This window comes from Paenirhodobacter enshiensis, from assembly GCF_000740785.1.
Lineage (GTDB): Bacteria > Pseudomonadota > Alphaproteobacteria > Rhodobacterales > Rhodobacteraceae > Rhodobacter > Rhodobacter enshiensis.
In genome coordinates this window covers 54,905-80,426 of record NZ_JFZB01000018.1, presented here as the reverse complement: position 1 = coordinate 80,426, position 25,522 = coordinate 54,905, and the positions used below count along the sequence as shown (strand labels likewise).

Genomic DNA, 25,522 nt, shown 5'->3' with positions numbered 1-25,522 from the left:
GCGCCCCCTCGGCGATGCGCCGCGCTCCGAGCGTGCGGCGCAGCACGATGCCCAGCACGACGCCCCCTGCCAGCATCCAGAACACACGTCCGGCGATGGCACCGGGGGCCGTGGGCAGCTCCATCCCCGCCCCCCACAGCAGCGCCGGCACCATCAGCGGCGACAGCACCGTTCCCGCCAGCATGTAAAGCAGCGCCAGACGCCCCTCATAGCCCAGCATCAGCGCGATGTTCGGCCCCGAGGTGAGCGGCGGCGATGCCGCGAAAGCCACCAGCAGCAGCACCGTCCCCGCATCCAGACCGAGCCCCCGCCCCGCCAGATACAGCCCCGCCCCCGCGACCGGCTGGAACAGCACCAGACCGAGCCCGAGAGGCCGAAGAACCCGCCGGTCAGCCAGCGCCACAACGATCGCCGCCGGGTCGAGACGGCTCAGCGCCATGCCGGTCAGCACCGCGATCAGCACCGGCAGCAAAGGCACCAGCGCCCCTCCCGTCGAGGGCAGCAAAGGCACCAGCACGAGGCCCGCCAGCAGCAGGCCCCGTGCGTGACACCCGATCCACTCGAGCGCGGAGATCACATCTGCGCCTGTCGCACCATCGACGGCAGCCAGGTCGCAAGCCCCGGGAAAGCCACGAGGATCACCACCATCAGCACCATGATCAGGAACATCGGGAACGCCGCGCGCGCGATGTAGTTCATGCTGTGCCGGGTCATCCCCTGCAACACGAACAGGTTGAAGCCGACGGGAGGCGTGATCTGCGCCATTTCGACCACCACCACGATGAAGATACCGAACCAGATCAGGTCGATGCCGGCGGCGCGGATCATCGGGTCGATGATCGCCATCGTCAGCACCACCGCCGAGATCCCGTCAAGGAACATGCCGATCACGATATAGAACAGCGTCAGCGCCGCGATCAGCGCGACCGGCGACAGATCGAACGACTTGATCCACCCCGCAAGCGCCCGCGGCACCCCGGTAAAGCCCATCGAGAGCGTCAGGAAACTCGCCCCCATCAGGATCAGCGCGATCATCGCCGAGGTCCGCGCCGCGGCCATCAGGCTCGCGATGAAAGTCGTGCGGCTGAGCGAGCCCTGCATCGACGCCAGCGCCAGCGCCCCGACCACGCCGAAGGCCGAGGCCTCGGTGGCCGTGGCGATGCCGGCATACATCGAGCCGATCACCAGCACGATCAGCACGATCACCGGCAGCAGCAGCCGGGAGTTCCGCAACGCGCCGCGAAAGCCGATCTTCGGCTCGGGCGCCGGGCGCTCGGACGGGCGCAGAAAGGACCAGGCGGCGATGTAGAGCATGAACAGACCGGCCAGCACGAGGCCCGGAATGACGCCGGCCATGAACAGGCTGGTGATGCTTTCCTGAACGCTCACGCCATAGACGATCAGCGTCAGCGAGGGCGGGATCATCAGGCCGAGCGTCGCAGCCCCGGCAAGCGTGCCCACCACCATATATTCCGGGAAGCCGCGCTTCCTGAGTTCCGGGATCGACATCTTGCCCACGGTCATCAGCGTCGCCGCGGACGAGCCCGAAACGGCCGCGAACACCGTGCAGCCGACGACATTGGTGTGCAGAAGCCCGCCCGGGAACCTTGCGAGCCAGGGTGCGAGGCCCTTGAACATGTCCTCGGACAGCTTGGTGCGATAGAGGATCTCGCCCATCCAGATGAACAGCGGCAGCGAGGTCAGCGTCCAGCTCGAGGCGCTCGACCACACCGTGATCGCCATCGAGCTGCCGGGATTGCGCGGGGTGAACCCGATCATGCCCATGTAGGCCACCCCCATCAGCGCAAGGCCGACCCAGACGCCAGAACCGAGCAGGAAGAACATCACGAACAGGAAGACCCCGATCTTCAGCGCCGTGGCGTCGCGGTCGAAGCCGGTCATCAGATGCAGCCCGCCCCAGATCGCCAACAGGCTGAGCCCGAAAGCCGCGATGCGCAGTCCGCGGCGGGCGAGCGGGTCGTTCGTCACCGGCTGTTTCGGCCCGTCGACCCCCATCGAGGGCGTCAGCAACACCTGACCGAGATTGTCGAGAAGCGCGATCAGCAGCGCGACGGCACCACAGGCCATCGCGATCTGCGGGATCCACATCGGCGTGCCGTCCTGGCCCTGCGACACGTCGTGCAGCCGGTGGCTGAGCCAGGGCGCGCGCACCGCGTTCCAGGCGAAATAGGCGGCGATGGCGGTGGCGACGGCATAGCACCAGATCTCGGCGGCGCGGCGCCAGCGGCCGGCATGTTCGACGATCAGGCCGACGCGGATGTGCTCGTTATGCGAGAAGGCATAGGCGAGACCGAAGAACGAGGCTGAGGCCATCGCGTAGCCCGCGTAATTCGCGCCGCCCGCGAAGTTGATGCCGCACCAGCGGCTGACCATCTGTGCCACCACCAGGATCAGAACGGCGAACAGGGAAAGGGCAGCGACGACCCCCGTCGCGGAATAGAAGGTATCGAGAAGGCGTCGCATGTCGGATGTCTCGTCTGTGACGTTGCGGCCCGCTCCTGCGCAAGAGCGAAGCAGGCGGGGAAAAGGGAACGGCCCCCGCGAAAGGGGACCGTCCGGCTCAGAGCGCGCGCGGCGCTCCGGTCACTTCATCGCCTTGTAGGCGTCGACGATCTCCTGACCGTCGGTCCCGGTCGACTTCAGCCATTCCGCCGTCATCGTGGCCCCGATCTGATCGAGACCCTCCTGCAGCTTCGCCGAGGCCGGGCCCGTGGTCATGCCATGCTCGGCCAGCGTCTTGACGAACCCGTCGGCGAGCGAAGCCGCCTTGGCGGTGCCGCGGGTCTGTGCCGCATCGGCCGACTTGATCACGCAGTCCTGCGCATCCTTCGGCAGCGCGTTGAACGCGTCCGTATTCACGAAGACAGTGTTGCGCGGCAGCCAGGCCTTGACGTCATAGAAATACTTCATGTCCTCCCAGACCTTCTCGTCGACACCCGTCGAACCCGAGGAGATCATCGAGGCCACCACACCTGTCGCGAGGGCCTGCTTCAGATCCGCCGCCTCGATCTGGGTGGGGATCATGCCGGTCAGCTCGGCCATGCGGGCGGTGGTGGCGTTGTAGGCGCGGAACTTCACGCCCTTCATATCCGCCACGCTGTCGATCTGCTTGCCGAAATACATGCCCTGCGCGGGCCACGGCACGGAATAGAGCAACGTCAGGTTCTGCTTGGCCAGCACCTTCGCGAGAACCGGCTTCGCCGCCTCGCGCAGCTTGTCCGAAGCCTCGAAGGACGAGGCCAGGAACGGCACGGAATCATAGGCGAAAATCGGGTTCTCGTTGGCGTGGGCCGACAGCAGACGCTCGCCGATCTGGGCTTCGCCGAGCTGCACCGCGCGCTTGATCTCGTCGCCCTTGAACAGCGAGCCGTTCGGATGCACCGTGATGTCGAGCTTGCCGCCGGTGCAGCTCTTGACGTCGGCGGCGAAGGCAACGTCGTTCTCGGTCTGGTAATTGTTGGCCGGGTAGGCCACCGGCATGTCCCAGTTTTCGGCCTGGGCCGCGGCAGCGGCGGCGACAAGGGCGCCGGAAACGGCGAGGGCAGTCAGCGCGTGCTTCATGGCATTCTCTCTGTTGGTCTTGTTCACGGGGTGCGGCCGGTCGGGAAACCGGCTGCATGGCGTGTTGTCCGCCATCTTCCGCCGTGATGCCACAGCGAAAGCCCGACCCCCAGACAGGAAATGATCGGTCATTCATGATGAAAAGTCATCTTTCGGGCGCCTTGCCCGGACAGGGTGTGCATGCCCGGCCCCGCCTGCGCAGCGCCAGACACCTCGCGCCTTCCCGCAACGGCACGGATCCGCTCCGGCCGTCCCCCGGGTGACGGCGCCACACCGCAGACCGCCGTCCCCAAATGCTGCCCTCGCGCGAAGCCGATGAAATTTCATCATTTGCGGGTATCGGATGTCGCCGCGGCCAGACTGTCCAAAACCCGCCCCGGGTCAGGGGCGGGTCCGGCATGGCCCGAAGGGCAGAAGGGCCACGCGGCCTCAGTTGGTCTTTTTCGTAGCCTTCAGCTTGTCGATCCCCAGCATCGACATGCCGAATTTCTCATAGAAGGTCTCCGAGGTGCCCTTGCGCAGCTTGTGCATGAAGTAGCGTTCGAAGGCGATCTTCGCCCAATGCACCCACTTGCCCTGGCTCGACCAGTTGACGTTGCGCGGCGGGATCTGCGGCTGCGCGACGAAGGCGATGCCGCTGTCGCCGAAATCGGCGAGACAAACCGCGTTCCAGGTGCCGGTCTCGTCGGGCTCGCGGCCGCGCACGAGGTTGGCGATGTTGTGCGAGGTCGCGGTGACCATCGACTCGATCATGAAGCCGGTCTTCGGCACGCCGACCGGAACCGGGGTCTTGCCGACCGGCGGGATCGCCACGCACACGCCGATGCCGAACACGTTCGGGAAAGCGGGGTTGCGCTGATGCCTGTCGACGATGACGAAGCCGCGCGGGTTCACCAGCCCCTCGATGCCGCGCAGCGCCGGGATGCCGCGGAAGGCGGGCAGCAGCATCGCGTAGCCGAAGGGCAGCTCGGTCACCGCCTTGACCGACCCGTCATCGGCGATCTCCTCGACGGTCATCTTGCCGTCCTCGACCTTCTGCAGCTTGCTCGAGGTCATCCACTTGATGTGGCGCTCGCGCAGGTTGGTTTCCATCAGGCCCTTGGTGTCGCCCACCCCGTCGAGGCCGAGATGCCCGACATAGGGTTCCGAGGTGACGAAGGTCATCGGCACCTGATCGCGGATCTTGCGCTTGCGCAGCGCGGTGTCGAGGATGAAGGCGAATTCATAGGCCGGGCCGTAGCAACTCGCGCCCTGCACGGCGCCGATCACGATCGGGCGCGGGTTCTTGCAGAATTCCTCGAAGGCGCGACCGGCCGCCTCGGCGTGATCGACATGGCACACCGACTGCGTGAAGCCCTCGGGGCCGAAGCCCTCGATCTCGTCGAAGGCGAGTTCCGGGCCGGTCGCGATCACCAGATAGTCATAAGAGATCGACTGACCGTCGGCGAGGGTGACGCGGTTTTCCTCGGGGTGCACACGCTCGACCGCGACGGGGATGAAGTCGATGCCCTTGCGCGCCATGGTGGGCGCGAGATCCACGGTGATTTCCTCGCGGTCGCGCCAGCCCACTGCCACCCAGGGGTTCGAGGGGACGAAATGATACTTCGGATCCTTGGTGACCACCGTCACCTTGTCTTCGGCGCGCAGTTTCTCGCGCAGTTCGTAGGCCATGATGGCCCCGCCCAATCCCGCCCCGAGAACAACAACATGAGCCATCGTATCCTCCCAATCTGTGACCGCAGCTCTCAATTGAATTCACGAATATGAATGTTTATATGTGGCGTCAATGCCGATCTGGGACAATTTGCCACAGTTGAAATGACAGGTCGTTAAAAACCCGTTTCGAAACCCCGGCGAAACTTACCGCTGCGTGCGAAAAACTCTGCGCCACGGCATCTTGCGCGGTTTCGCCGGGGTGCTAGTGTGAACCCGGTCCAGAACGGCGGGAGGCAGCAATGACGCAGGTGCAGGCCCGGGTGACGGCCGTCCGCGGCCCGGTGATCGACCTCCGGATCGATTCGGGCGCTCTTCCGGCGATCAATGAGGCGGTGATCGTCGATCCCGATGGCATGGCCGTGACCTGCGAGGTCGAGGCGCATCTCGACGCCCGCCGCTTCCGCGCCATCGCGCTTGAACCTACTCAGGGCCTGTCGCGACTGATGCTGGCGCGAGCGACCGGGGCGCCGATCACGGTCCCGGTGGGGCCGGCGGTGCTCGGCCGGCTGCTCGACACGCTGGGGCGGCCGGGCGACAACGGAGCGGCGCTGCCCGACGACACCCCGCGCGCCCCCATCCACCGCCCCGCCCCCGAACTTGCCGCTCAGCGCGGCGAGGTGCAGCTGTTCAGCACCGGGATCAAGGTTCTCGACCTGCTCGCGCCGCTCGCGCAGGGCGGGAAGGCCGCGATGTTCGGCGGCGCGGGGGTCGGCAAGACGGTTCTGGTCACCGAACTCATCCATGCCATGGCCGCGGGCTATGACGGCGTATCGGTCTTCGCGGGGGTCGGCGAACGTTCTCGCGAGGGGCACGAGATGCTCCATGACATGAAGAATTACGGCGTTCTCGACCGCACCGTGCTGGTCTATGGCCAGATGAACGAGCCGCCGGGCGCGCGCTGGCGCGTGCCCTTCGCCGCGCTGACCATGGCCGAGCATGTCCGCGACACCGAAGGACGCAATGTCCTTCTGCTGATGGACAACGTGTTTCGCTTCGTTCAGGCGGGGTCCGAGGTGTCGGGGCTGCTCGGGCGGATGCCGTCGCGGGTGGGCTATCAGCCGACGCTCGCGACCGAGGTCGCCGCGCTGCAAGAACGCATTGCCTCCTCGGGCCGGGCCTCCGTCACCGCGATTGAAGCGGTCTATGTGCCGGCCGACGATTTCACCGACCCGGCGGTCGCCGCACTCGCGACGCATATGGACAGCATGGTGGTGCTGTCGCGCGAACTGGCTTCCGAGGGGATCTATCCGGCGATCGACCCGCTCACCACGACCTCGGTTCTTCTCGATGCCGCGGTGGTGGGCGAAGATCACGCCCGCTGTGCCGCCGAGGTGCGCGAGCTGATCGAGCATTATTCCGAACTCAAGGACGTCATCGCGCTTCTGGGCGTCGAGGAGCTCGGCCGCGAGGAGCAGAAGCTCGTGGGCCGAGCGCGGCGGCTGCAGCGCTTCCTGACCCAGCCGTTCTTCGTCGCCGCCGCCTTCACCGGGATGGAGGGGCGCTCGGTCGCGGTGAAGGACACCATCGCCGGCTGCCGCGCCATCATCGCCGGCGAATGCGACGACTGGGACGAGGCCTCGCTTTACATGATCGGCACGCTTGAGGAGGCCCGCGCCCGTGAGGACGCCCGCCGCAAGGCCGCCGCATGAGCCTGCATCTGACACTGACCACGCCCCTGCGGATCGAGGCCGATGTCCCCGATGTCGCAAGCCTGCGCGCCGAGGATGCGAGCGGCGATTTCGGCATACTGCCGGGGCACGCGGATTTTCTGACGGTGATCGGTGCGGGGGTGATGCGCTGGCGCGCCGCCTCCGGCCCTTGGCATTACGCCGCGCTGCGCGGCGCGGTGCTGAGCGTGCACGCCGATGCCGTGCGCGTCGCCGCGCGCGAAGCGATCCTGAGCGACGACCTCACCCATCTGCGCACCGAGGTCAGCGCCGCCCGCGCCCGCGCCGAGGACACCCGCCGCAGCCTGCGCAGCCAGAGCGCGCGGCTGCACGCCCGCGCGATCCGCCAGCTGATGCACCAGCTCGGCCCCGGAGGCGACACGCTGGGGCTGGAGGAGGCCGGAACATGACCGATCCGACCGAAGACGCCGCCCGCCGCGCCGAAGCCCGCGCCCGCGCCGGAAGGGACGATCCCGAACCCTCGCTCGCGCGCCGGTTCGGCCAGATCGGGGTTCTGGGCTGGATGATCGTGCTGCCGACGCTTGGCGGGTTGCTGGCGGGGCGGTGGTGCGACGGGATCCTGCACTCCGGCATCACCATGGCGGCGGCCGGGCTGATGGCGGGGGCGGCGCTCGGCCTGTGGCTGGCGTTTCGCTGGATGCACCGGCAATGAGCGCGGATCTCCCCTTCCTGCACATGGCGCTGGCCGCGGTTGCCGGGGCGGTGGCGGGCACGCTGTTCTTCGCCTCGCTCGGCCCGGTCGCGCGGATGCTCGCCGCCGGGCGGATCGAGGCGGTGGGCTTGCAACTGCTGCGCTTCGTCGCGCTCGGTCTGGTGCTGTGGCTGATGGCGCGCGCGGGCGGCGCGGTGCTGCTGAGCGGGGCGGCCGGCGTGATGGCGGGGCGCGCGCTGGTGATGCGGAGGGCCGGGCGATGATCGACAATCCGATGGTGCTGACATCGGCCTTCAGCCTCGGCCCGCTCACGGTCAGCTGGCCGGTGGTGACGACCTGGGGGGTGATGGCGGTGCTCGGCGTGGGATCGTGGCTCGCCACCCGGCGGCTGAGCCTGCGGCCTTCGCGCGCGCAGGCGGTGCTGGAGCTGGTGGTGAGCACGCTCGACAGCGAGATTTCCGCCACCATTCCGGGCGATCCGGCGCGGTTTCGCACGCTGATCGGCACGCTGTTGCTGTTCATTCTCTGCGCGAACTGGAGTTCGCTGATCCCCGGGGTGGAGCCGCCGACCGCGCATCTCGAAACCGATGCGGCGCTTGCGCTGATCGTCTTCGTCGCGGGCGTCGGCTGGGGCATCCGGGCGCAGGGGCTGGGCGGGTGGCTCGCCGCTTTCGCCCGGCCGAACTGGGTGATGATCCCCCTCAACCTCGTCGAGCAGGTGACACGGCATTTCTCGCTGATGATCCGCCTCTTCGGCAATGTGATGAGCGGCGTTTTCGTCGTCGGTGTCGTGCTCGGCCTCGCCGGGCTTCTGGTGCCGATCCCGCTGATGGCGCTCGACATGCTGACCGGGGCCATTCAGGCCTATATCTTCGCCACGCTTGCCCTCGTGTTCATCGGCTCTGCCGTGGATGCGGAATGAAAGGAACCTCGCATGACTGACATGATCCAGATCGCTTCCGTGCTTGCCGCCGCGCTGGCGATGGGGCTCGGCTCCATCGGGCCGGCACTCGGCGAGGGGCGGGCGGTGGCGGCCGCGCTCGAAGCCATCGCGCGCCAGCCGGAATCGGCGGGCACGATCTCGCGCACGCTGTTCGTCGGCCTCGCGATGATCGAGACGATGGCGATCTACTGCCTCGTCATCGCGCTGCTGCTGCTTTTCGCCAACCCTTTCGTGAAGTGATCCGGGCGCGATGAACTTCGACTGGGCCACATTGGCGCTGCAGCTCGTCAACATCCTGATCCTGCTGGCGATCCTGAAGCATTTCCTGTTCCGCCCGGTGGCCGCGATCATCGCGCGCCGCCAGACCGAGACGGATGCCGCCCTGAAAGCCGCCGAAACCGCCCGCACCGAGGCCGAGGCCGCCACCCGCAAGGCCGAGGCCGAGGAACAGGCGACCGCCACCGCCCGCGCCCGCGTTCTGGCCGAAGCGCAAACCGAGGCCGAGGCCGCGCGGCAGGCCCTCATCGACGCCGCCCGAACCGAGGCCGCGAAGATCGTCGCGGCGGGCGAGGCCGCGCGGCAGGCGGACGATGCGCGGGCATCCGCGCAGGCGCTCGAGCGCGCCCGCGATCTCGCCGGCACCATCGCCGCGCGCGCCCTTGCGGCGCAGCCCCATGACCTTGCGGGCTATGTCGAACGTCTGGCGAAGGCGCTCGACGCGCTGCCCGAGGCCGAACGCGCGGCGCTTCTGGAGGGCGACACCTTGCGCCTGACGACCCCGGTTCTGCCACCCGAGGCGGAGCGCGACAGCCTGATCGCCCCCCTCGCCCGCTTCGGCATCGCGCCCCTCTGGGCCGAGGACGCGACACTGATCGCCGGGCTCGATCTCACCTCATCGAGCGGGGCGGTGCGCAATTCGCTCGCCCATGATCTCGATCTCATCGCAAGGGCACTCGGCCATGAGCGGAACTGACGGTGATCTCGACGCGCTGAAGGCGCGGGTGGAACAGGCGGCCCTCGGCCCCTCGGTCGAGGAACGCGGCACGATCCTCGCGCTTGCCGACGGTCTTGCCACCGTCTCCGGCCTGCCGGGTGCCGAGCTGAACGAGCTGGTCGCCTTTCCGACCGGCGCGCGCGGCTTCGTCATGACGCTCGACGAGGACAAGCTGCATGTGACCTTCCTCGACCCCGCGACCGGGCTTTCGGCGGGCGATGCGGTCAGCCGCACCGGCACGCTGATCTCGGTCCCGGTGGGCGAGGCGCTGCTTGGCCGGGTGATCGACCCGCTCGGCCGGCCGCTCGACGGCAAGCCCGCCCCCACGACGTCCGAGGCCCGGCCCGCCGAGCGCCCGGCCCCCGCGATCATCGAGCGCGATTTCGTCTCGGAGCCGGTCGAAACCGGGCTTCTCGCCGTCGATGCGCTGTTCGCCATAGGGCGCGGCCAGCGCGAGCTGATCATCGGCGAACGCCAGACCGGCAAGACATCCATCGCCGTCGACGCCATCCTGAACCAGAAGGGCGGCGACATGATCTGCATCTATGTCGCCATCGGTCAGCGGCTGTCGGCGGTGAGCCGGGTGATCGACGCGGTGGAGCGTCGCGGCGATCCGGCGCGCACCCTCTTCGTGGTGGCAGAGGCGACGGCCGAACCCGGCCTGCAGTGGATCGCGCCCTTCGCCGCCACCTCCATCGCCGAATGGTTCCGCGACCGCGGCCAGCATGTGCTGATCGTCTATGACGACCTGACGAAGCATGCCGCGACGCATCGCGAGCTTGCGCTTCTGAGCCACCAGCCGCCGGGGCGCGAGGCCTATCCGGGCGATATCTTCTATCTGCACGCCCGGCTTCTGGAGCGTTCGGCCAAGATGTCGGCGGCGAAGGGGGCGGGCTCTCTCACCGCGCTGCCGATCGCCGAGATCGAGGCCGGCAACCTCTCGGCCTATATCCCGACCAACCTGATTTCGATCTCGGACGGGCAGATCGTGACCTCGGCGCAGCTCTTCGCGGCGAACCAGCGCCCGGCGATTGACGTCGGGCTGTCGGTCAGCCGGGTCGGCGGCAAGGCGCAATGGGGGGCGATGAAGGCGGTGGCGGGGCGGCTGCGCCTCGATTACGCGCAATACCTTGAAATGAAGATGTTCTCGCGGTTCGGCGGGTTCGGCGATGCGGCGATGAAGGCGCGGATGGCGCATGGCGCGAAGATTGCGGCGCTGCTCAATCAGCCGCGCTTCGCCCCGGTGCCGGTGATGGTGCAGATTGCCTTGCTGGCGGCGCTCGACGCCGGGGCGCTCGATGCCGCCGATCCGGCGGGGTTCGAGGCGCTGAAGACCGCGCTCGCCCCCCGCATCGCGGCCGAGCCGCGGCTGAAGGCGCTGTCCGACCACCCCGCGAAGCTGAGCGATGCCGACCGCGCCCTGCTGGTCGATCTGGTGAAGGCGGTGCTGCCGTGACCGAGCGGCCCGAACAGATCCAGAGCCGCCTTGCCGGCCTCGACCAGATCGGGCAGGTGACGAGCGCGCTCAATGCCATCGCCTCGGGCCAGTCGGCGGCGGCGCGCGGTGCATTGCCCGCGATCTCGGCCCATGCAGCGACGGTCGCGGATGCGCTGGCCGTCGCCGCGGCCCTTGCGAGCGCCGGGCCGGGCGGAGGCGAGGGGCCGGGCGGGGGCGAGGGGCCGGGTCTGATGCTGATCGTCGGCGCCGCGCAGGGGTTCTCGGGTGCCTATCCGGCTCGCCTCGCCGAGGCGGCGCGTGCCGCACTGACGCCGGGCACGGCGGTTCTGGCGGTGGGCGGGCGCACCCTCGCGGCGCTTGCCGACAAAGGCGTCGCGGTGCTGTGGTCGGCCGAGCAGGCGCCTTTGCCCGAGGCCGTGCCCGACCTCGCCTCGCGCATCACCGATGCGATTCTCGATCTCGTCGGCACGCATCCCGGCCCGATCCGCGCGCTGACCGGTGCGGCCGATCCCGGCGGCGCGCCGGAAATCGCCACGATCTTCCCGCCCGAGGTCGCCCCCGCGCGCGGCGCCCTGCCCGATCTGACCCTGCCGCCCGCCGAGCTGTTGCAGGGCCTGCTGAGCGAAGCGCTGTTCGCCGCAGTCGCGCGCACGCTGATGCAAGGCCTCGCCGCCGAGGCGCAGGCCCGGATGCAGGCGATGGCCAACGCGCGCAACAACCTGCGCGAGCGGCGCGCGAAGATGCAGGCCGCCTGGCAGCAAGCCCGGCAGGAGCAGATGACCACCGAGATGATCGAGCTGGCCTCGGCCCGGCCTGACGCTGCCGCACAGGACTGAACCCGGCTGGTCAGAGCGGCCGGGGCATGGCAGACTGATCCCGAACGGAGGCCCGGCGATGCTGCTGACCCGACGCGACGACGCACGCAACATGGCGCGGTTCTACGCGCTCGACCTCGGCCCCGACCTGTTCGGCGGCACGGTGCTGTCACGCCGCTGGGGCCGCCTCGGCACGCAGGGGCGCGAGATCCGGGAATGGTTCGCACAGCCCGCAGAGGCCGAGACCGCCCGCGATCTGTGGCTGAAACGCAAGCTCGGCCGCGGCTATCGCGCCGGGGACTGAGCCTCAGATCCAGCCGAGCAGCTTCCACCACAGGAAATCGACCGGCGCCAGCACCACCAGTGCGATCAGCGCGAGCGGGATCGTCACCCGCGCAAGCGCGCCGATCTTCTCGCCCGAGAGCTGCATCGCCACCACCAGCGGCCCGACCTGATAGGGAAAGATCGGCGAGGAGAACCCCACCACCTGCGTCATCAGCACCGCGGGCAGGCTCAGCCCCGTCACATCCGCCAGATCCTGCGCCATCGGCGTGAGCACCGCGGGCGCCCCCGGCACCGTCGAGAACAGCCCCGTCACCATCGTCATCACGGTGAGCGACATGAAGTTGACGAAATCGCGCCCCGGACCGAGCGGCAGGATCGCCTCCATCTTGTGGCCCAGCATCGCGCCGAGCCCCGATCCGTTCACCAGCGCGCCGAGCGCGAGCGCCCCCGTCACGAACAGCAGGATGCCGAAATCGACCGAGCCCTTGAACGCCGTCGGCGTCACCACGCCCACCCCGGGCATCAGCAGCACGATCGCCGTCCCGAGACCGACCCAGGCCGGGTTCACCCCGTGCAGGCTGTCGGTCACCCACAGCGCCAGCGTCACCAGCAGCACCACCGCCACGCGGATCTCGGCCGCCCGGTCGCGCGGGCGGGCACCGTCGAGCCGGCCTTCGGGCGCGGGCAGCGGCGCGCCGATCTCGGCCGGGAACAGCCGCAGGATCAGCACGACGGCCAGCGCCGATTTCAACACGCCCATCACCGGATAATGCAGCACCAGATACTCCATGTAGCCGAAATGCTGCTGCCAGATCGTTTCCGCCGCACCCGAGAAGATCATGTTCGGAATGTTCGAGGGCAGGATCGCGAAACTCGGCACGTTGCAGCCGATGGCCAGCACCGAGGCGATGGCGATCCGCCCGTTCGAGCCCTTGCCGAAGCCACAGCGGTCGGCGATCGCCATGCCGATCGGCACCATCACCACCGCGCGCCCGACCGAGGACGGCATGACGAAGCCCAGAAGCATCGACACCGCCATCAGCCCGCCGATCAGCACCGGATAGCTGCGCATCAGCACCGGCCCCACCGCCTCGGCCAGCCGCGCCCCCCAGCCGGAAATCCCGATGGCCGAGCCGATCACGAAGCCCGACACGATCAGCCAGACCGCGGTCGAGCCGAAGCCCGCGAACACCACCTCGGGCGTCGCCAGATGGGCGATGATCGCCACCGCGAACAGCAGCAGACTGGCCAGATAGCCGGGAACCAGCCCCGTGCTCCACAACACCAGCGTCACCAGAACGATCCCAAGCGTGCGCACCTGAACAATGCTCAGCCCCGCAGGCGGCAGAACCGCCAGCCACAGCGCCGCGAGAACGACAAGCAGCAGAAAGAGCGGGCGGGGAGAGAGAAAACGCAGGGCGGACATGACACGGGGCTCCGGAATCGGCAAGATGGGGTCGGCGAAGACAGGTCAGCCTTGGCTCGGCCCGCGCACCGTGGCACAGTCACCCCCATTCGCCCCGCCCTGCAACCCGAAAAGGTGACTTGCCGATGTCTGAAGCGCACGACACGATGACCGCGATGGTCCTTCACCGGCCCGGCACGCCGCTGATCGCCGAGACCCGCCCCGTGCCGGACCCCGGCCCCGGCGAGATCCGCGTCCGCGTCGAGGCCTGCGCCGTGTGCCGCACCGATCTGCATGTCGTCGACGGCGAGCTGCCCGGCGGTCAGCTGCCCGTCGTGCCGGGGCACGAGATCGTCGGCCGGGTCGAGGCACTCGGCACCGGGGTGACGACGCCGGCCATCGGCACCCGCGTCGGCATCCCCTGGCTTGGCCATACCTGCGGCCATTGCGCCTATTGCCTCGAAGGGCATGAAAACCTGTGCGACACCCCGGCCTTCACCGGCTTCACCCGCGACGGGGGCTTTGCCACCCATGTGGTGGCCGATGCCGCCTATGCCTTCGCGCTCGAAGGGTTTGACGATCCGGTCGCGGCGGCACCGATGATGTGCGCCGGGCTGATCGGCTGGCGCGCGCTGCGGATGGCGGGCGAAGGCCGGCGCATCGGGCTTTACGGCTTCGGTGCCGCGGCGCATCTGATCGCCCAGGTACTCAACTGGCAGGGCCGCGAAGTCTATGCCTTCACCCGTGCGGGCGACAACGCGGCGCAGGCCCATGCGATGAAGCTCGGCGCGACATGGGCCGGCGGCTCCGAGGAGGCTCCGCCCACCCTTCTGGACGCCGCAATCATCTTCGCCCCGGTCGGCGCGCTGGTGCCGCTTGCACTGCGCGCGGTGCGCAAGGGCGGGCGCGTGGTCTGCGGCGGCATCCACATGAGCGACATCCCCTCCTTCCCCTATGACATTCTTTGGGAGGAACGCGAGTTGATCTCCGTCGCCAATCTGACGCGGGCGGATGCGGTCGAATTCCTGGCACTGGCGCCGAAAGCCGGGGTGAAGGCCGATACCGTGACCTATCCGCTGGCACAGGCGAACCAGGCCCTCGACGATCTGCGCAACGGCCGGTTCCAGGGGGCCGCCGTCTTGCTGCCCTGAGCGAAATATCGCAAAATCACAACTTAAATCCGAAAAATCGCCTGCCATGACGCCATGAATGTCGGTTTCAGGATATTCACCTGAAGGCGGAATAATTTCGCCGACCGGTCCGATAAACGCATGACATTCGCGCGGACTGGCCTAAACTCGGGGCATGGCGATCAAAATCCCCCGGGGCCTCGTGATCTTCACCGATCTCGACGGCACGTTGCTCGATCACGAAAGCTATGACTTCGCGCCGGCGCGGCCGATGCTGGCGCGGCTGGCGATGGCCGGGGTGCCGGTGGTGCTTGCCTCGTCGAAGACCGCGGCCGAGATCGCGCTGTGGCAAGAGCGCATGGGGCTGACCGGCTGGCCCGCCATCGTCGAGAACGGCGCGGGCATCAGCGCCGGCACCGACGATCCGGACGCCGGGGAACAGCCCACCTACCCCCGCCTGTGCCGCGCCATCGCGGCGGCACGCGTGCCGTTTCGCGGCTTCGCCACGATGACCGACGCCGATCTTGCCGCGCTGACCGGGCTCCCCCTCGGCGAGGCACGCCTCGCCCGGCAACGCGCCTGGTCCGAACCCGGATTGTGGCAGGGCGATGCGGCGGGCCTCGCGGCGTTTCTGGCGAAGATGGCGGCCGAGGGCATCACCGCGCGCCGCGGCGGCCGGTTCCTGACGCTGAGCTATGGCGGCACCAAGGCTGCGCGCATGGCGGAACTGGCCGAGCGGCTGAACGCACGGCTGACCGTCGCGCTCGGCGATGCGCCCAACGACGCCGAGATGATCGCCGCGGCGAGCCGCGGCATCGTGGTGAAGAACGATCACGGCCCCGGCCTGCCGCCGCTGCCCGGAGAATCCACCGGGCGCATCCTGCGCAGCCGCACCGCCGGCCCCACCGGCTGGGCCGAGGCTCTCGACACGCTGCTCTCCGGCCTCGCCGGCTGAGCCATCCCAACCCCAACACGGAGGTCGCATGGCCGATTTTCACCAGAACGGCAACATCGCGCAATTTCACAACCTGCGCACCCGCGCATTGGACGAGCTGGAATACCGGCTGGAAACCTTCGCGCAGACCCGCAAGATCTCGCTGATCCTGCCGTCGCTGTTCTCGGAGCTGGAAGGCGAGGCGCTGCCGCGCATCGTCGACGAGCTGAACAAGGTGAAATATCTGCACCGGGTCATCATCGGCCTCGACCGGGCGGACGCCGGACAATACCGCCACGCGCGGCAGTTCTTCTCGCGGCTGCGGCAAAACCACGTGGTGATCTGGAACGACGGGCCGCGCGTCAGCGAGATCATGGACCGGCTGGAACCCCTGGGCCTCGGCCCGATCGAGCCGGGCAAGGGCCGCAACGTCTGGGGCTGCATCGGCTATCTGATCGGCTGCGCCGACAGTGCGGTGATGGCGGTGCACGATTGCGATATCGTGACCTACGAGCACGGGCTGTTGTCGCGGCTGCTGTTTCCCGTCGTCCACCCGGCGATGCCCTACCAGCTGTCGAAGGGCTTCTACCCGCGCATCGGCAACAACCGCATGGGCGGGCGCGTCACCCGCAATCTGGTCAGCCCGCTGTTGATTTCGTTGAAGAAAGTGATCGGCGACCGCGATTACATCGACTATCTGCGCGCCTTCCGCTATCCGCTGTCAGGCGAATTCGCCATGCGCACCACCAGCTTGCCGGACCTGCGGATGCCATCGGACTGGGGCCTCGAGATCGGCATCCTGTCCGAGGCCTGGCGCAACATGGGCCCGCGCGCGGTCTGTCAGGTCGACATTGCCGACAATTACGACCACAAGCATCAGGAGCTGTCGGCCGAGGACGCGCAGGCCGGGCTGAACCGGATGTCGCTCGACATCTGCAAGGCGATCTTCCGCAAGCTCGCGGCGGACGGGACGGTGTTCTCGTTCAACGTGTTCCGCACGCTGAAGGCGACCTATCACCGCCGCGCGCTCGACATGCTCGAAGTCTATTCGCACGATGCGCAGATGAACGGGCTCAGCTTCGACCGCCATGCCGAGGAACGCTCCATCGCGCTGTTCGCCGAGAACATCATGCAGGCCGGGCAAAGTTTCCTCGACAACCCGCAGGAGCTGCCGTTCATTCCGAACTGGAACCTCGTCCATTCTGCGGATCCGGCGTTGCTCGCGGATTTCCGTGCCGCCGTCGCCAGCGACATGGACGAGACGGCCGTCACATCGTCGCGGCCGAGCTGAAATAGCTCTCGCCGGCCTTGGCCGCCGGGCCCCGAATGACCATCGGCGCGGCGGCCGAAGACGAAGTCCGCGCGCCAATGCACAGGAACAGGTGACTGGTCGGCCCGAGACTATCGCGGGAATACGTGCTCGAAGCGTATTCCGTCCCGAGACCGCGCGAGGCGCAGATGCGCTCGGCGTGGCGCACGGTATCCGGGTCGGGCTCGCGGCCCTCGCCGGTCAGTCGAACGCTGTAACCGTTGTAATCGGAAACCACCTGCGGTGACGGCGTGCATGCGCAAAGTACCGCCAGAACCATCGGCGCGATCATCAATTTTATTGCGAAATCGAATGTTTGGAAATGTCGTCCGAATGATCTAGCCGGCGTTTTGGCCAAACTGTGGCGCAGGCTGAGCCTCAGACGTTGGTGATCCAGCGGCACTGATAGGGGGCGAGCACGATGGTGCCGTCAGGATCGACCGCCTCGCCGCTGATCAGGTCGCGCCATACCTCGTCGGCGATCAGATTAAGGAGATAGGCGTCCATCTCCACCCGCTCGTCCGAGACGTTGTGCAGCGCGAAAACCGACTGGTTGCGGTCGAGCGATTGCCGCCACACCCCGAGCACCCGGTCGTCGAGCTGCAAGGTCAGCTGCGTCGCGTTCGGATGGAAGGCCGGTTGCCGGGCGCGCAGCCGCAGCCGCCGTTGCAATGCCGTCAGCACCACCGACTGATCCGAACCCGGATCGGCGAGCCGGGCGGCGAGCGCGGCCTCGTCCCAGCGGTGGCGGTTGATCGCCCGGTTCATGCCGCGCCGCACCACCCCCTCGCGGTCGTTCGGCGTGGCGAGAAACGAGTGGATGTAGAACGCCGGCACCCCCTCGATCGACATCACGATGGTCTGCGAGCACAGGAAGCGCGCGATCTTCATCGCCGTCTCGCCGGCGAAGCTGCAGCCCATCGCATCGAAATAGGCGCAGTTGAGTTCATAGGGCGCCTCCCCTCCGCCGGGCAGCGCACGCATCGACACGAGGCCGCCGGCGGCGCGGATCGCCTCGATCAGACGTGCGGTTTCCTCAGGCGGCAGCAGCCCTTCGGCCGGACGCATCCCGATCCCGTCATGACTGGCAGTAAAGTTGAAATATGAACATCCTAAAGGCGCAGGTGGCATGGACCGCAGCCATTTGCGCAGAAAAGTGACAGTCCCCGCCAGCATCGCATGAAGCACCAAAGGTGGCAGCGGGAAGTTGTAGACCATATGCGCCTCGTCGCGCCGGCCGAAATAGCTGAGGTTCTCGGCCTTCGGAACATTGGTCTCGGTGAGCACGATCACCGGCTCGGCGGCGAAATCGGCAAGCACCCGTATCAGCTTCACCACCGCATGGGTCTGCGGCAGATGGATCGAGGGAGAGCCCGGCTCCTTCCACAGGAACGCCACCGCGTCGAGGCGGATGATCCGCACCCCGTGGTCGATATGCAGCCGCAGCACGCGCAGGATTTCGAGCAGCACCTCGGGGTCGTGAAAGTCCAGATCGACCTGATCGGGGCTGAAGGTGCACCAGACGTGACGCTCGCCTTTCGCGGTCTCGACGGCACGCAGCAGCGGCGTGGTGCGCGGCCGCACCACGGCCGAGAGGTCATCGGCCGGATCGGCCTCCATGAAGAAGCGATCATAAGGCGCCTCGCCGCGCAGATAGGCCTGAAACCACGTCCCCTCGGCCGAGACATGGTTCAGCACCATGTCCGACATCAGGCCGAAATCCTCGCCGATCGCGCGAATGTCGGACCAGTCACCAAGCGCCGGGTTGACCGCGCGGTAATCCGTCACCGCGAAACCGTCGTCCGAACTGTAAGGGAAGAACGGCAGCAGATGCACGCCGCTGACCGTGCCATGCAGATTACGCTTGAGGAAGCCGTGCAGCACCTCGAGCGGGCGGCGCCCCTCGGCGACGATGCTGTCGCCGTAACTGATGACGAGGGCGGCGCGTTCCGACCACAGATTGTTCGACGGATGGCGCGGACGCTGGCGAAAGCCGCTGCCCGAGGGCCAGAACGCCGCGATCACGCGCTCGGACAGCGCCTCTGCGTCGAGGGAGGGATAGATCTGGGCGAGCAGGGCCGACAGCCGGTGGCTGAGAAGGGCGGGCGTGCTGGGGATCGGTCTGTCCTTTCCGAATGAGAGCCGCGCGAAGGGGCGAGGGCCGGTCGGAAAGCGCGCTGTCTTTCATCGAACGGCGGTTTTCATGTTACAAAGCGTAGCCGGCCGGGCTGGTGGGTAAAGCCAGAACTCCGTGACCTGCCCTGAAACCGGGCGAAATCCGCCGAAGGAGGTGCCAATGATGCAGCCTTTGCCACTCAATCGGGCATTCACCTTGCTGGAGCCGGGCCCGGTGACCTGGGTCGCCACGCGATCCTCGCAGGACGGGCGGGCGAATGTCATGACCATCACCTGGACCATGGTGCGCGATTTCGAGGGTGGCTTCGTCATCGCCACGGGGCCGTGGAACCATTCCTGGCGCGCGCTGACCGAGACCCGCGCCTGCGTCATCGCGATCCCCGGCGCCGATCTGATCGACACCGTGATCGGCGTCGGCATGACCACCGGGGCCGAGACCGACAAGTTCGCCCGGTTCGGGCTGACCGCGCTGCCGGCCGAAACCGTCGCCGCGCCGCTGATCGGCGAGGCGCTCGCCAATGTCGAATGCCGGGTCGAGGAAGTGATCGAGCCCCATGGCCTCGTGCTGCTGCGCGCCGAAGCCGCCTGGACGAACCCCGACCGGGCCGAACGGCGCACGCTTCACGCCGTGGGCGACGGCACGTTCGTGACCGACGGCGACCGCCTCGACCGGCACGAGGCGATGGCCGCGAAACTGCCCGGGGGGCTGTGGCCCGCGACATGACGACGCTTGCCCCGGCCCGTGCGCGCCGGTTGCCCGCGGCGAAGAAACCGGCACAATGGCCGCCGCAACCACGGGAGGAGCCCCAATGTTCTATCTGACCCGCGACGGATCGGGGATGCAGGTCGATCCGCTGACCGCCATCGTCTCGCCGCGCCCCATCGCCTGGATCTCCAGCCGCGACGGCGCGGGGGCGGTGAACCTCTCGCCCTATTCGTTCTTCACCGCCGTCGCCTACGATCCGCCGCAGATCGTCATCTCCTCGGTCGGGCACAAGAGCGACCGCGACATCGGCAAGGACAGCCTGTCGAACATCGTCGAAACCGGCGTGTTCTGCGTCAACATCGCGGGTTACGACGACCGCGAGGCGCTGAACGCCTCCTCTGCCCCCTTCCCGCGCGAGACCGACGAGGCGGCGCGCCTCGGCCTCGCGACGGAGCCGTGCAAGACCATAGACTGCCCGCGACTGAGCCATGCACCCGCCGCACTCGAATGCCGGATGAGCCGGCACATCGCGCTCGAAGGTGCGCACAATCGCCTGATCGTCGCCCGGGTCGAGGCGATCCATCTGCGCGACGATTGCATCGTCGACGGGCGGTTCGACGTGACCCGATACAAGCCGCTGACACGTCTGGGTTATCTCGACTTCGCGGCGATCGAGACGGTGTTCCGCATGGCCCGCCCGACCGTGTGAAATCCGGCGCCGCACCCCCTTGCCCCGGGCCGCCAGGCGGCGCAGGATCGGCCGAAACCGACAGGAGCCCCCGATGGCCGATCTGAAGATCCGCACCCGCGACACCGGCGCCACCGCCCGCATGGAGAAAGGCGCGATGCCGGTGCTCTCGACGCCGACCGGCGGTCAGCTCGATCTGGTGACCGGGGTCAGCGCGCCGGGGTTCAACCCGCTCGATCTGCTCTATGCCTCGCTCGCCGCCTGCCTCGCGCTCAGCATCCGCAGCGCGGCGACCAGGCTCGGGGTGACCGACCGGCTCGGCGAGGTCAGCGCCGAGGTGCGCGGCGAGAAAGCCGCCGAAGGCCCCTCGCGCGTCGCGAGGATCGAGGCCGTGTTGCACATCGGCGGCGATTTCGACGACGCGACGCGCGACCAGCTGATCCACATGGCGGAAGGCATCTGCACCGTCAGCAATACCCTCGCCGGCGGGCCGGAAATCGCGGTGCGCCGCGGTTGATCTGCGGCTGATCTGCCGCATTTTCGCGCGTGACGCCGCCGTTGCACCCCGTCTGACCGGCGCGGCGGTTGTCAAAGCCCGCCGTTGCGCCGATACCCGGAGGATGCCCGCCTCCGCCGGCACAATCGGGGTTTTCGCGACATGAGCAGACCGCAGCGCATCGGCCACGCGCGCCGCGCCTACAACAAATGGGTGGCGGATCAGACGCTCGAAGATTTCTCGTTGCGCTTCACCGCGACCGAGGCGCGCAAGAGCCCGTTCCGCATCGGCAATACCGCGCTCGGGGCCATCGCGTTCCTGGCCTGCGAGTCGATCGGCGGCACGCTGTCGCTGGCCTATGGCGTGCCCAATGTGATCGTCGCGGTGATCGCGATGACGGTGCTGACCTTCGCGCTTGGCCTGCCGGTGGTCTATCACGCGGCGAAGGCGGGGGTGGACATCGACCTTCTGTCGCGCGGCGCGGGGTTCGGCTATCTCGGCTCGACCATCACGTCGCTGATCTACGCCTCGTTCACCTTCGTGCTGTTCTCGATCGAGGCGAGCATCATGTCCGTCGCGCTGACCATGGTGTGGGGGATCCCGCTGTGGCTTGCCCATATGATCAGCGCGCTGGTGGTGATCCCCTTCGCGGCCTTCGGGGTGCGGATCATCAGCCGGATGCAGATCGCGACGCAGCCCGTCTGGCTGATCCTGCAGATCGCGCCGCTCGTCTATATCGCCGTCGCGGGGCACGCCGAGATCCCCGGCTGGATCGGATTTTCCGGCCATTGGCAGGGGCCGGGCGCAATCAGCCTGCTCGGCTTCGGCGCGGCCTTCTCGATCCTGTTGTCGCTGCTGCCGCAGATCGGCGAACAGGTCGACTATCTGCGCTTCCTGCCGCCCGAGACCCGGCACAACCGCGCCCGCTGGTGGGCGGCGATGCTGATCTCGGGGCCGGGCTGGGTGTGGATCGGGGGGCTGAAAATCCTGCTCGGCTCGTTCCTGACCTATCTGGCGCTGAACGCGGGGCTGAGCGAAGACCGCGCCGTCCAGCCGGCCGAGATCTACAACCTCGCCTTCCTGAACCTGCTGCATTCGCCCGGCGTCGCGCTCGCCCTGACCGGGGTGTTCGTGGTGGTGTGTCAGGTGAAGATCGACGTGACGAACGCCTATGCCGGCTCCATCGCCTGGTCGAATTTCTTCTCAAGGCTGACGCATTCGCATCCGGGGCGCGTGGTCTGGGTGGTGTTCAACGTGCTCCTCGCGCTGTTGCTGATGGAGACCGGCGTGTTCAGCATCATAGAGGGGATGCTGTCGCTTTACGCCAACCTCGCCGTCGGCTGGATGGGGGCGCTGGTCGCCGATCTGATGGTGAACAAGCCGCTCGGCCTGTCGCCGAAGCGGATCGAGTTCAAGCGCGCCCATCTTTACGACATCAACCCCGTCGGCACCGGGGCGATGGCGCTGTCGGTCGCGGTTTCGACGGCGTGTTTCTTCGGCCTGTTCGGCGAGGCGGCGGCGGCGTTGTGTTCGCTCATCGGGCTGACGGTGGCCTTCGTGGCCGCGCCGGCGATCGCCTGGGCGACGGGAGGGCGGTATTACATCGCGCGCCGCTCGCCCGATCTGGCGACGACGGGGGGAAAGGTGCGTTGCTCGATCTGCGAAAACGCCTTCGAGCCCGCCGACATGGCGTTTTGCCCGGCCTATGACGGGCCGATCTGCTCGCTGTGCTGCACGCTTGAGGGGCGCTGTCACGACCTGTGCCGGCCGGGCGCCGATGTCGCCTCGCAGACCGAGGGGATCGCGCGCCGCTGGTTGCCCGAAGGCGTGGTGCAGTTCGGGATGTCGCGGCTCGGCCGGTTCGCGGCGACGCTGGTGACGTTTGACGTCATCGTGGCGGCGATGCTCGGGCTGATCCACGCGAACGTCACGCAGGGCATGAACCCGGCCGGGCGCGCCACGGTCGATGGCGTCTTGTGGGCGGTATTCCTGACGCTGTTCATCCTGTCGGGCATCGCCGCCTGGCTGCTGGTGCTGGCGAACGAAAGCCGCCGCGTCGCCGAGACCGAGTTCGAGCGCCAAGCCGTCACCCTGATGGACGAGATCGAGGCGCATGAACGCACCGACAGCGCGCTGCAAAAGGCGAAAGAGGCGGCGGAATCGGCGAATTTCGCCAAGACCCGCTATATCGCCGGCCTCAGCCACGAGATCCGCACGCCGCTGAACTCGATCCTCGGTTATGCGCAGCTGCTCGAACGCGACACGCAGGGAAGCGCGGCGCAGGGATCGGGCACACGCGGTCAGGGGGTGCGGGTGATCCGCCGCTCGGCCGAGCATCTGGCCGATCTGGTCGATGGGCTGCTCGACATTTCCAAGATCGAATCCGGCACGCTGATGCTGACCCGCGACCGGCTGCGGCTGCGCGAGATGCTCGATCAGCTGGCCGACATGTTCACCTTGCAGGCGCAGGCCAAGGGCATCGCGTTCCGCTATCAGTGCCCGGATTACCTGCCCGAAACCGTGCTGACCGATGCCAAGCGGCTGAAGCAGATCCTGATCAACCTGCTGTCGAACGCGGTGAAATTCACCGAGGCCGGCGAGGTCACCTTCACCGTGCGCTACAAGGGCCACACCTGCCTGTTCGAGATCGCCGATACCGGCATCGGCATCCCGCCCGAGGACATCGAGCGCATCTTCAAACCGTTCGAGCGCGGCTCGTCGAGTGCGGCGCGTGCGGTGCCGGGAACCGGGCTCGGGCTGACCATCACCAAGCTGCTGACCGAGATCATGGGCGGCGAGATGGAGTTCCGCAGCAGCCCCGGCACCGGCACCACGGTCACCGTGCGGGTGCTGCTGTTCGCCGCCGCCCCCGAGCGGGCGGAAACCACCGGGGGCCAGCTGATCTGCGGCTATGCCGGGCCGTCGCGCAAGGTGCTGGTGGTCGACGATGACGAGCTGCACCTCGGGCTGATGCGGCAGTTGCTGGCGCCGCTCGGCTTCGTGGTGACGGTGACGCCGAGCGCGTCCGAGGCGCTGCGCCTGCTGCCCGGGCTGGTGCCGGATCTGGCGATCCTCGATGTGTTCATGCCCGAGATGAACGGCTGGGAGCTGGCGGCGCGGATCCGCGCGACCTGGCCCGAGACCCGGATCCTGATGCTCTCGGCCAATGCCTATGACCGCCCGGCGACCGAGGGGCGCAGCACCGATGGCAGCTATGACGCCTTCCTGGCGAAACCTTTCACCGAGGCGCGGCTGCTCGCCCAGATCGGCGAATTGCTGGGACTGGCGTGGCTGCACGGGTCTGACGTGAGCGGGCCGGAGCCCCTCGACCTTGCGCCGGCCAAAGAGGCGCACGCGCCAGCGCCCGGCCCGGCCCCGACCGCCACCGATCCCGCCCGAGACCTCGACGAACTCGGCAATCTGGCGGAAATCGGTTATGTGCGGGGCATCCGCGACAAGCTCGACGCGATGGAGGCGGCGGGTTTCGCCGATGCCGGCCTGCTCGCGCGGTTGCGGGCGAAGCTCGACGCATTCGATCTCGACGGTTTCGCCGCCATCCTGAGGGAGGACCGATGACCCCCGATGCCACGCGGCGCGACCGCATCCTGATCGTCGACGATTCCCCCGACAATCTGGGCCTTCTGACCGAGACGCTGGAACAGGCCGGCATGACCGCGCTGGTCGCGACGAGCGGCGAGGCGGCCTTGCGCAGGCTTGAGCGCATCACGCCCGACCTGATCCTGATGGATGCGGTGATGCCCGGCCTGTCGGGCTTCGAGACCACCCGCGCGATCAAGCGCACGCCGGGCGCCGAGCATGTCCCGGTGATCTTCATGACCGGGCTGAGCGAGACCGAGCATGTGGTCGAGGGGCTGGCCGCGGGCGGGGTGGATTACGTGACGAAGCCTATCGTGCTTGATGAGCTGGTGGCGCGGATCCGGGTGCATCTGGCGAATGCGCGGGTGGCCTTCGGGGCACGGGCGGCGCTCGACGCGACGGGGCGCAACCTGCTGTCGATCGACGGGCGCGGCCGGCTGTTGTGGTGCACGCCGCGCACCGAGAGCCTGCTCGGCGAGCTGTTCGGGACAGGCGAGGGCGGCGCGCCGGGGCTGAGCCCGAGTTTCGCCGAACGGCTTCTGGCGCTTGGCGGCGCGGGCGGGGGGCAGGTGGTGACGCTGCGCCTCGGCGCGCGGCAGGTGGATTTCGCCTGGCTCAACGCCATCGGGCCGGACGAGTTTCTCTATCGGGTGAGCGAGGAGACGCCGGGCCTGCGCGAGGGGCTGTTGCGCACGCGCTTCGGGCTGACCGGGCGCGAGGCCGAGATCCTGCTGTGGCTTGCCGAGGGGAAGGCGAACCTCGACATTTCAGAGATCCTCGGAATCAGCCCGCGGACGGTGAAGAAGCACCTCGAACAGGTGTTCGACAAGATGGGCGCCGAGAACCGGGCGACAGCGGCCGCGATGGCGGTGAAGGCGCTGGCCGAGCGGGGGTAGCGCGGGCGGTGGGGGAAGAAGGGGGCTCTGCCCCCGTCTCCTTCGGAGACTCCCCCGGGATATTTATGGAAAGCCGAAAGGGGAAGAGCCC

Annotated in this window: 25 protein-coding genes and 1 pseudogene; 18 read left to right on the top strand and 8 right to left on the bottom strand. The window is 68.0% G+C overall.

What is annotated here, in order from left to right; all coding sequences use genetic code 11:
* The 5 genes and pseudogenes from CG50_RS10435 to CG50_RS10420 form a co-directional block, all read right to left on the bottom strand.
* Nucleotides 1–577 (bottom strand): hypothetical protein (locus CG50_RS10435; protein WP_036637908.1); only part of this gene is annotated, 577 nt, incomplete at its 3' end.
* Entirely contained in the window at nt 574–1,902 is a 1,329-nt protein-coding gene (locus CG50_RS10430) for a TRAP transporter large permease (RefSeq protein ID WP_051909885.1), read from the bottom strand. The genes CG50_RS10435 and CG50_RS10430, both read right to left, overlap by 4 nt.
* 144 nt (nt 1,903–2,046) lie before the next feature.
* Nucleotides 2,047–2,484, bottom strand: a pseudogene (locus tag CG50_RS17430) (TRAP transporter small permease); the annotation flags it as partial.
* A 120-nt stretch (nt 2,485–2,604) separates the two neighbouring features.
* Nucleotides 2,605–3,582: a TRAP transporter substrate-binding protein gene (locus CG50_RS10425; protein ID WP_036637905.1), complete on the bottom strand. Its 978-nt coding sequence runs from the start codon at nt 3,580–3,582 to the stop codon at nt 2,605–2,607.
* A 429-nt stretch (nt 3,583–4,011) separates the two neighbouring features.
* The gene (locus tag CG50_RS10420) at nt 4,012–5,298 is read right to left on the bottom strand and encodes an NAD(P)/FAD-dependent oxidoreductase (RefSeq protein WP_036637902.1); all 1,287 of its coding nucleotides are present in this window, start codon (nt 5,296–5,298) and stop codon (nt 4,012–4,014) included.
* Nucleotides 5,299–5,537: 239 nt separating this feature from the next.
* On the opposite strand from CG50_RS10420, the gene atpD reads away from it, so the two are divergent.
* Genes atpD through CG50_RS10370 form a run of 10 tightly spaced genes read left to right on the top strand, consistent with a single transcriptional unit; the run spans nt 5,538 to nt 12,153 of the window.
* Nucleotides 5,538–6,947 carry a F0F1 ATP synthase subunit beta gene (gene atpD / locus CG50_RS10415; RefSeq protein WP_036637900.1) on the top strand — a complete coding sequence of 470 codons (1,410 nt, stop codon included), beginning with the start codon at nt 5,538–5,540 and terminating at the stop codon, nt 6,945–6,947.
* Nucleotides 6,944–7,375, top strand: a complete 432-nt coding sequence (locus CG50_RS10410) for a hypothetical protein (protein WP_036637898.1) — start codon at nt 6,944–6,946, stop codon at nt 7,373–7,375. The genes atpD and CG50_RS10410 overlap by 4 nt, the downstream gene beginning before the upstream one ends.
* Entirely contained in the window at nt 7,372–7,638 is a 267-nt protein-coding gene (locus CG50_RS10405; RefSeq protein WP_036637896.1) for an AtpZ/AtpI family protein, read from the top strand. Before CG50_RS10410 ends, CG50_RS10405 begins: the two co-directional genes overlap by 4 nt.
* Complete coding sequence (locus CG50_RS10400; RefSeq protein WP_036637894.1) at nt 7,635–7,901, top strand: N-ATPase subunit AtpR; 267 nt, start codon at nt 7,635–7,637, stop codon at nt 7,899–7,901. The genes CG50_RS10405 and CG50_RS10400 overlap by 4 nt, the downstream gene beginning before the upstream one ends.
* A complete protein-coding gene (locus CG50_RS10395; protein ID WP_152559490.1) occupies nt 7,898–8,560 on the top strand; it encodes a F0F1 ATP synthase subunit A in 663 nt (220 codons plus the stop codon). Before CG50_RS10400 ends, CG50_RS10395 begins: the two co-directional genes overlap by 4 nt.
* 12 nt (nt 8,561–8,572) lie before the next feature.
* A complete protein-coding gene (locus CG50_RS10390; RefSeq protein WP_036637891.1) occupies nt 8,573–8,821 on the top strand; it encodes a F0F1 ATP synthase subunit C in 249 nt (82 codons plus the stop codon).
* 10 nt (nt 8,822–8,831) lie between these two features.
* Nucleotides 8,832–9,554, top strand: a complete 723-nt coding sequence (locus tag CG50_RS10385; protein ID WP_036637886.1) for a F0F1 ATP synthase subunit B family protein — start codon at nt 8,832–8,834, stop codon at nt 9,552–9,554.
* Complete coding sequence (locus CG50_RS10380) at nt 9,541–11,031, top strand: F0F1 ATP synthase subunit alpha (RefSeq protein ID WP_036637883.1); 1,491 nt, start codon at nt 9,541–9,543, stop codon at nt 11,029–11,031. The genes CG50_RS10385 and CG50_RS10380 overlap by 14 nt, the downstream gene beginning before the upstream one ends.
* Entirely contained in the window at nt 11,028–11,870 is an 843-nt protein-coding gene (locus CG50_RS10375) for a F0F1 ATP synthase subunit gamma (RefSeq protein ID WP_036637880.1), read from the top strand. The genes CG50_RS10380 and CG50_RS10375 overlap by 4 nt, the downstream gene beginning before the upstream one ends.
* Before the next feature lie 58 nt (nt 11,871–11,928).
* Nucleotides 11,929–12,153 carry a WGR domain-containing protein gene (locus CG50_RS10370; RefSeq protein ID WP_036637878.1) on the top strand — a complete coding sequence of 75 codons (225 nt, stop codon included), beginning with the start codon at nt 11,929–11,931 and terminating at the stop codon, nt 12,151–12,153.
* A gap of 3 nt (nt 12,154–12,156) precedes the next feature.
* Here the strand turns inward: CG50_RS10370 and CG50_RS10365 are convergent, their stop codons facing one another.
* Complete coding sequence (locus CG50_RS10365) at nt 12,157–13,560, bottom strand: SLC13 family permease (protein WP_036637875.1); 1,404 nt, start codon at nt 13,558–13,560, stop codon at nt 12,157–12,159.
* Between the two features lie 125 nt (nt 13,561–13,685).
* Between CG50_RS10365 and CG50_RS10360 the strand changes: the two genes are divergently transcribed.
* The 3 genes from CG50_RS10360 (at nt 13,686) to CG50_RS10350 (ending at nt 16,894) form a co-directional block, all read left to right on the top strand.
* Nucleotides 13,686–14,690: a zinc-dependent alcohol dehydrogenase family protein gene (locus CG50_RS10360; RefSeq protein ID WP_036637873.1), complete on the top strand. Its 1,005-nt coding sequence runs from the start codon at nt 13,686–13,688 to the stop codon at nt 14,688–14,690.
* Between the two features lie 154 nt (nt 14,691–14,844).
* Nucleotides 14,845–15,624: an HAD-IIB family hydrolase gene (locus CG50_RS10355; RefSeq protein ID WP_036637871.1), complete on the top strand. Its 780-nt coding sequence runs from the start codon at nt 14,845–14,847 to the stop codon at nt 15,622–15,624.
* Nucleotides 15,625–15,652: 28 nt separating this feature from the next.
* On the top strand, nt 15,653–16,894 hold the full coding sequence (locus CG50_RS10350; RefSeq protein WP_036637868.1) for a glycosyltransferase family protein: 1,242 nt from the start codon (nt 15,653–15,655) through the stop codon (nt 16,892–16,894).
* Here the strand turns inward: CG50_RS10350 and CG50_RS10345 are convergent.
* Together CG50_RS10345 and CG50_RS10340 are read right to left on the bottom strand one after the other, a co-directional pair.
* Nucleotides 16,872–17,204, bottom strand: a complete 333-nt coding sequence (locus tag CG50_RS10345) for a hypothetical protein (protein ID WP_036637865.1) — start codon at nt 17,202–17,204, stop codon at nt 16,872–16,874. The two genes, CG50_RS10350 and CG50_RS10345, sit on opposite strands and share 23 nt — an antisense overlap.
* An 86-nt stretch (nt 17,205–17,290) precedes the next feature.
* Nucleotides 17,291–19,030, bottom strand: a complete 1,740-nt coding sequence (locus CG50_RS10340) for an alpha-amylase family glycosyl hydrolase (RefSeq protein WP_036637862.1) — start codon at nt 19,028–19,030, stop codon at nt 17,291–17,293.
* Between the two features lie 178 nt (nt 19,031–19,208).
* Between CG50_RS10340 and CG50_RS10335 the strand changes: the two genes are divergently transcribed.
* The 5 genes from CG50_RS10335 (at nt 19,209) to CG50_RS10315 (ending at nt 25,431) form a co-directional block, all read left to right on the top strand.
* Nucleotides 19,209–19,772, top strand: a complete 564-nt coding sequence (locus CG50_RS10335; RefSeq protein WP_245615684.1) for a flavin reductase family protein — start codon at nt 19,209–19,211, stop codon at nt 19,770–19,772.
* 85 nt (nt 19,773–19,857) lie between these two features.
* Nucleotides 19,858–20,463: a flavin reductase family protein gene (locus CG50_RS10330; protein ID WP_036637860.1), complete on the top strand. Its 606-nt coding sequence runs from the start codon at nt 19,858–19,860 to the stop codon at nt 20,461–20,463.
* A 73-nt stretch (nt 20,464–20,536) separates the two neighbouring features.
* Entirely contained in the window at nt 20,537–20,959 is a 423-nt protein-coding gene (locus tag CG50_RS10325; RefSeq protein WP_036637858.1) for an OsmC family protein, read from the top strand.
* A gap of 141 nt (nt 20,960–21,100) precedes the next feature.
* Nucleotides 21,101–24,514 (top strand): hybrid sensor histidine kinase/response regulator, encoded by a 3,414-nt coding sequence (locus CG50_RS10320; protein ID WP_036637855.1) that lies wholly within the window; start codon nt 21,101–21,103, stop codon nt 24,512–24,514.
* Entirely contained in the window at nt 24,511–25,431 is a 921-nt protein-coding gene (locus CG50_RS10315) for a response regulator (RefSeq protein WP_036637853.1), read from the top strand. Before CG50_RS10320 ends, CG50_RS10315 begins: the two co-directional genes overlap by 4 nt.
* The last annotated feature ends 91 nt before the right edge of the window (nt 25,432–25,522 follow it).

Bases quoted from the DNA above. Each gene is read 5' to 3' on its own strand.
- CG50_RS10360 (WP_036637873.1), top strand. From the start codon at position 13,686: ATGTCTGAAGCGCACGACACGATGACCGCGATGGTCCTTCACCGGCCC.
- atpD (WP_036637900.1), top strand. From the start codon at position 5,538: ATGACGCAGGTGCAGGCCCGGGTGACGGCCGTCCGCGGCCCGGTGATC.
- CG50_RS10395 (WP_152559490.1), top strand. From the start codon at position 7,898: ATGATCGACAATCCGATGGTGCTGACATCGGCCTTCAGCCTCGGCCCG.
- CG50_RS10350 (WP_036637868.1), top strand. From the start codon at position 15,653: ATGGCCGATTTTCACCAGAACGGCAACATCGCGCAATTTCACAACCTG.
- CG50_RS10320 (WP_036637855.1), top strand. From the start codon at position 21,101: ATGAGCAGACCGCAGCGCATCGGCCACGCGCGCCGCGCCTACAACAAA.
- CG50_RS10345 (WP_036637865.1), bottom strand. From the start codon at position 17,204: ATGATCGCGCCGATGGTTCTGGCGGTACTTTGCGCATGCACGCCGTCA.
- CG50_RS10365 (WP_036637875.1), bottom strand. From the start codon at position 13,560: ATGTCCGCCCTGCGTTTTCTCTCTCCCCGCCCGCTCTTTCTGCTGCTT.
- CG50_RS10410 (WP_036637898.1), top strand. From the start codon at position 6,944: ATGAGCCTGCATCTGACACTGACCACGCCCCTGCGGATCGAGGCCGAT.
- CG50_RS10405 (WP_036637896.1), top strand. From the start codon at position 7,372: ATGACCGATCCGACCGAAGACGCCGCCCGCCGCGCCGAAGCCCGCGCC.
- CG50_RS10355 (WP_036637871.1), top strand. From the start codon at position 14,845: ATGGCGATCAAAATCCCCCGGGGCCTCGTGATCTTCACCGATCTCGAC.
- CG50_RS10390 (WP_036637891.1), top strand. From the start codon at position 8,573: ATGACTGACATGATCCAGATCGCTTCCGTGCTTGCCGCCGCGCTGGCG.
- CG50_RS10425 (WP_036637905.1), bottom strand. From the start codon at position 3,582: ATGAAGCACGCGCTGACTGCCCTCGCCGTTTCCGGCGCCCTTGTCGCC.
- CG50_RS10335 (WP_245615684.1), top strand. From the start codon at position 19,209: ATGATGCAGCCTTTGCCACTCAATCGGGCATTCACCTTGCTGGAGCCG.
- CG50_RS10380 (WP_036637883.1), top strand. From the start codon at position 9,541: ATGAGCGGAACTGACGGTGATCTCGACGCGCTGAAGGCGCGGGTGGAA.
- CG50_RS10370 (WP_036637878.1), top strand. From the start codon at position 11,929: ATGCTGCTGACCCGACGCGACGACGCACGCAACATGGCGCGGTTCTAC.
- CG50_RS10385 (WP_036637886.1), top strand. From the start codon at position 8,832: ATGAACTTCGACTGGGCCACATTGGCGCTGCAGCTCGTCAACATCCTG.
- CG50_RS10420 (WP_036637902.1), bottom strand. From the start codon at position 5,298: ATGGCTCATGTTGTTGTTCTCGGGGCGGGATTGGGCGGGGCCATCATG.
- CG50_RS10400 (WP_036637894.1), top strand. From the start codon at position 7,635: ATGAGCGCGGATCTCCCCTTCCTGCACATGGCGCTGGCCGCGGTTGCC.
- CG50_RS10315 (WP_036637853.1), top strand. From the start codon at position 24,511: ATGACCCCCGATGCCACGCGGCGCGACCGCATCCTGATCGTCGACGAT.
- CG50_RS10325 (WP_036637858.1), top strand. From the start codon at position 20,537: ATGGCCGATCTGAAGATCCGCACCCGCGACACCGGCGCCACCGCCCGC.
- CG50_RS10430 (WP_051909885.1), bottom strand. From the start codon at position 1,902: ATGACCGGCTTCGACCGCGACGCCACGGCGCTGAAGATCGGGGTCTTC.
- CG50_RS10330 (WP_036637860.1), top strand. From the start codon at position 19,858: ATGTTCTATCTGACCCGCGACGGATCGGGGATGCAGGTCGATCCGCTG.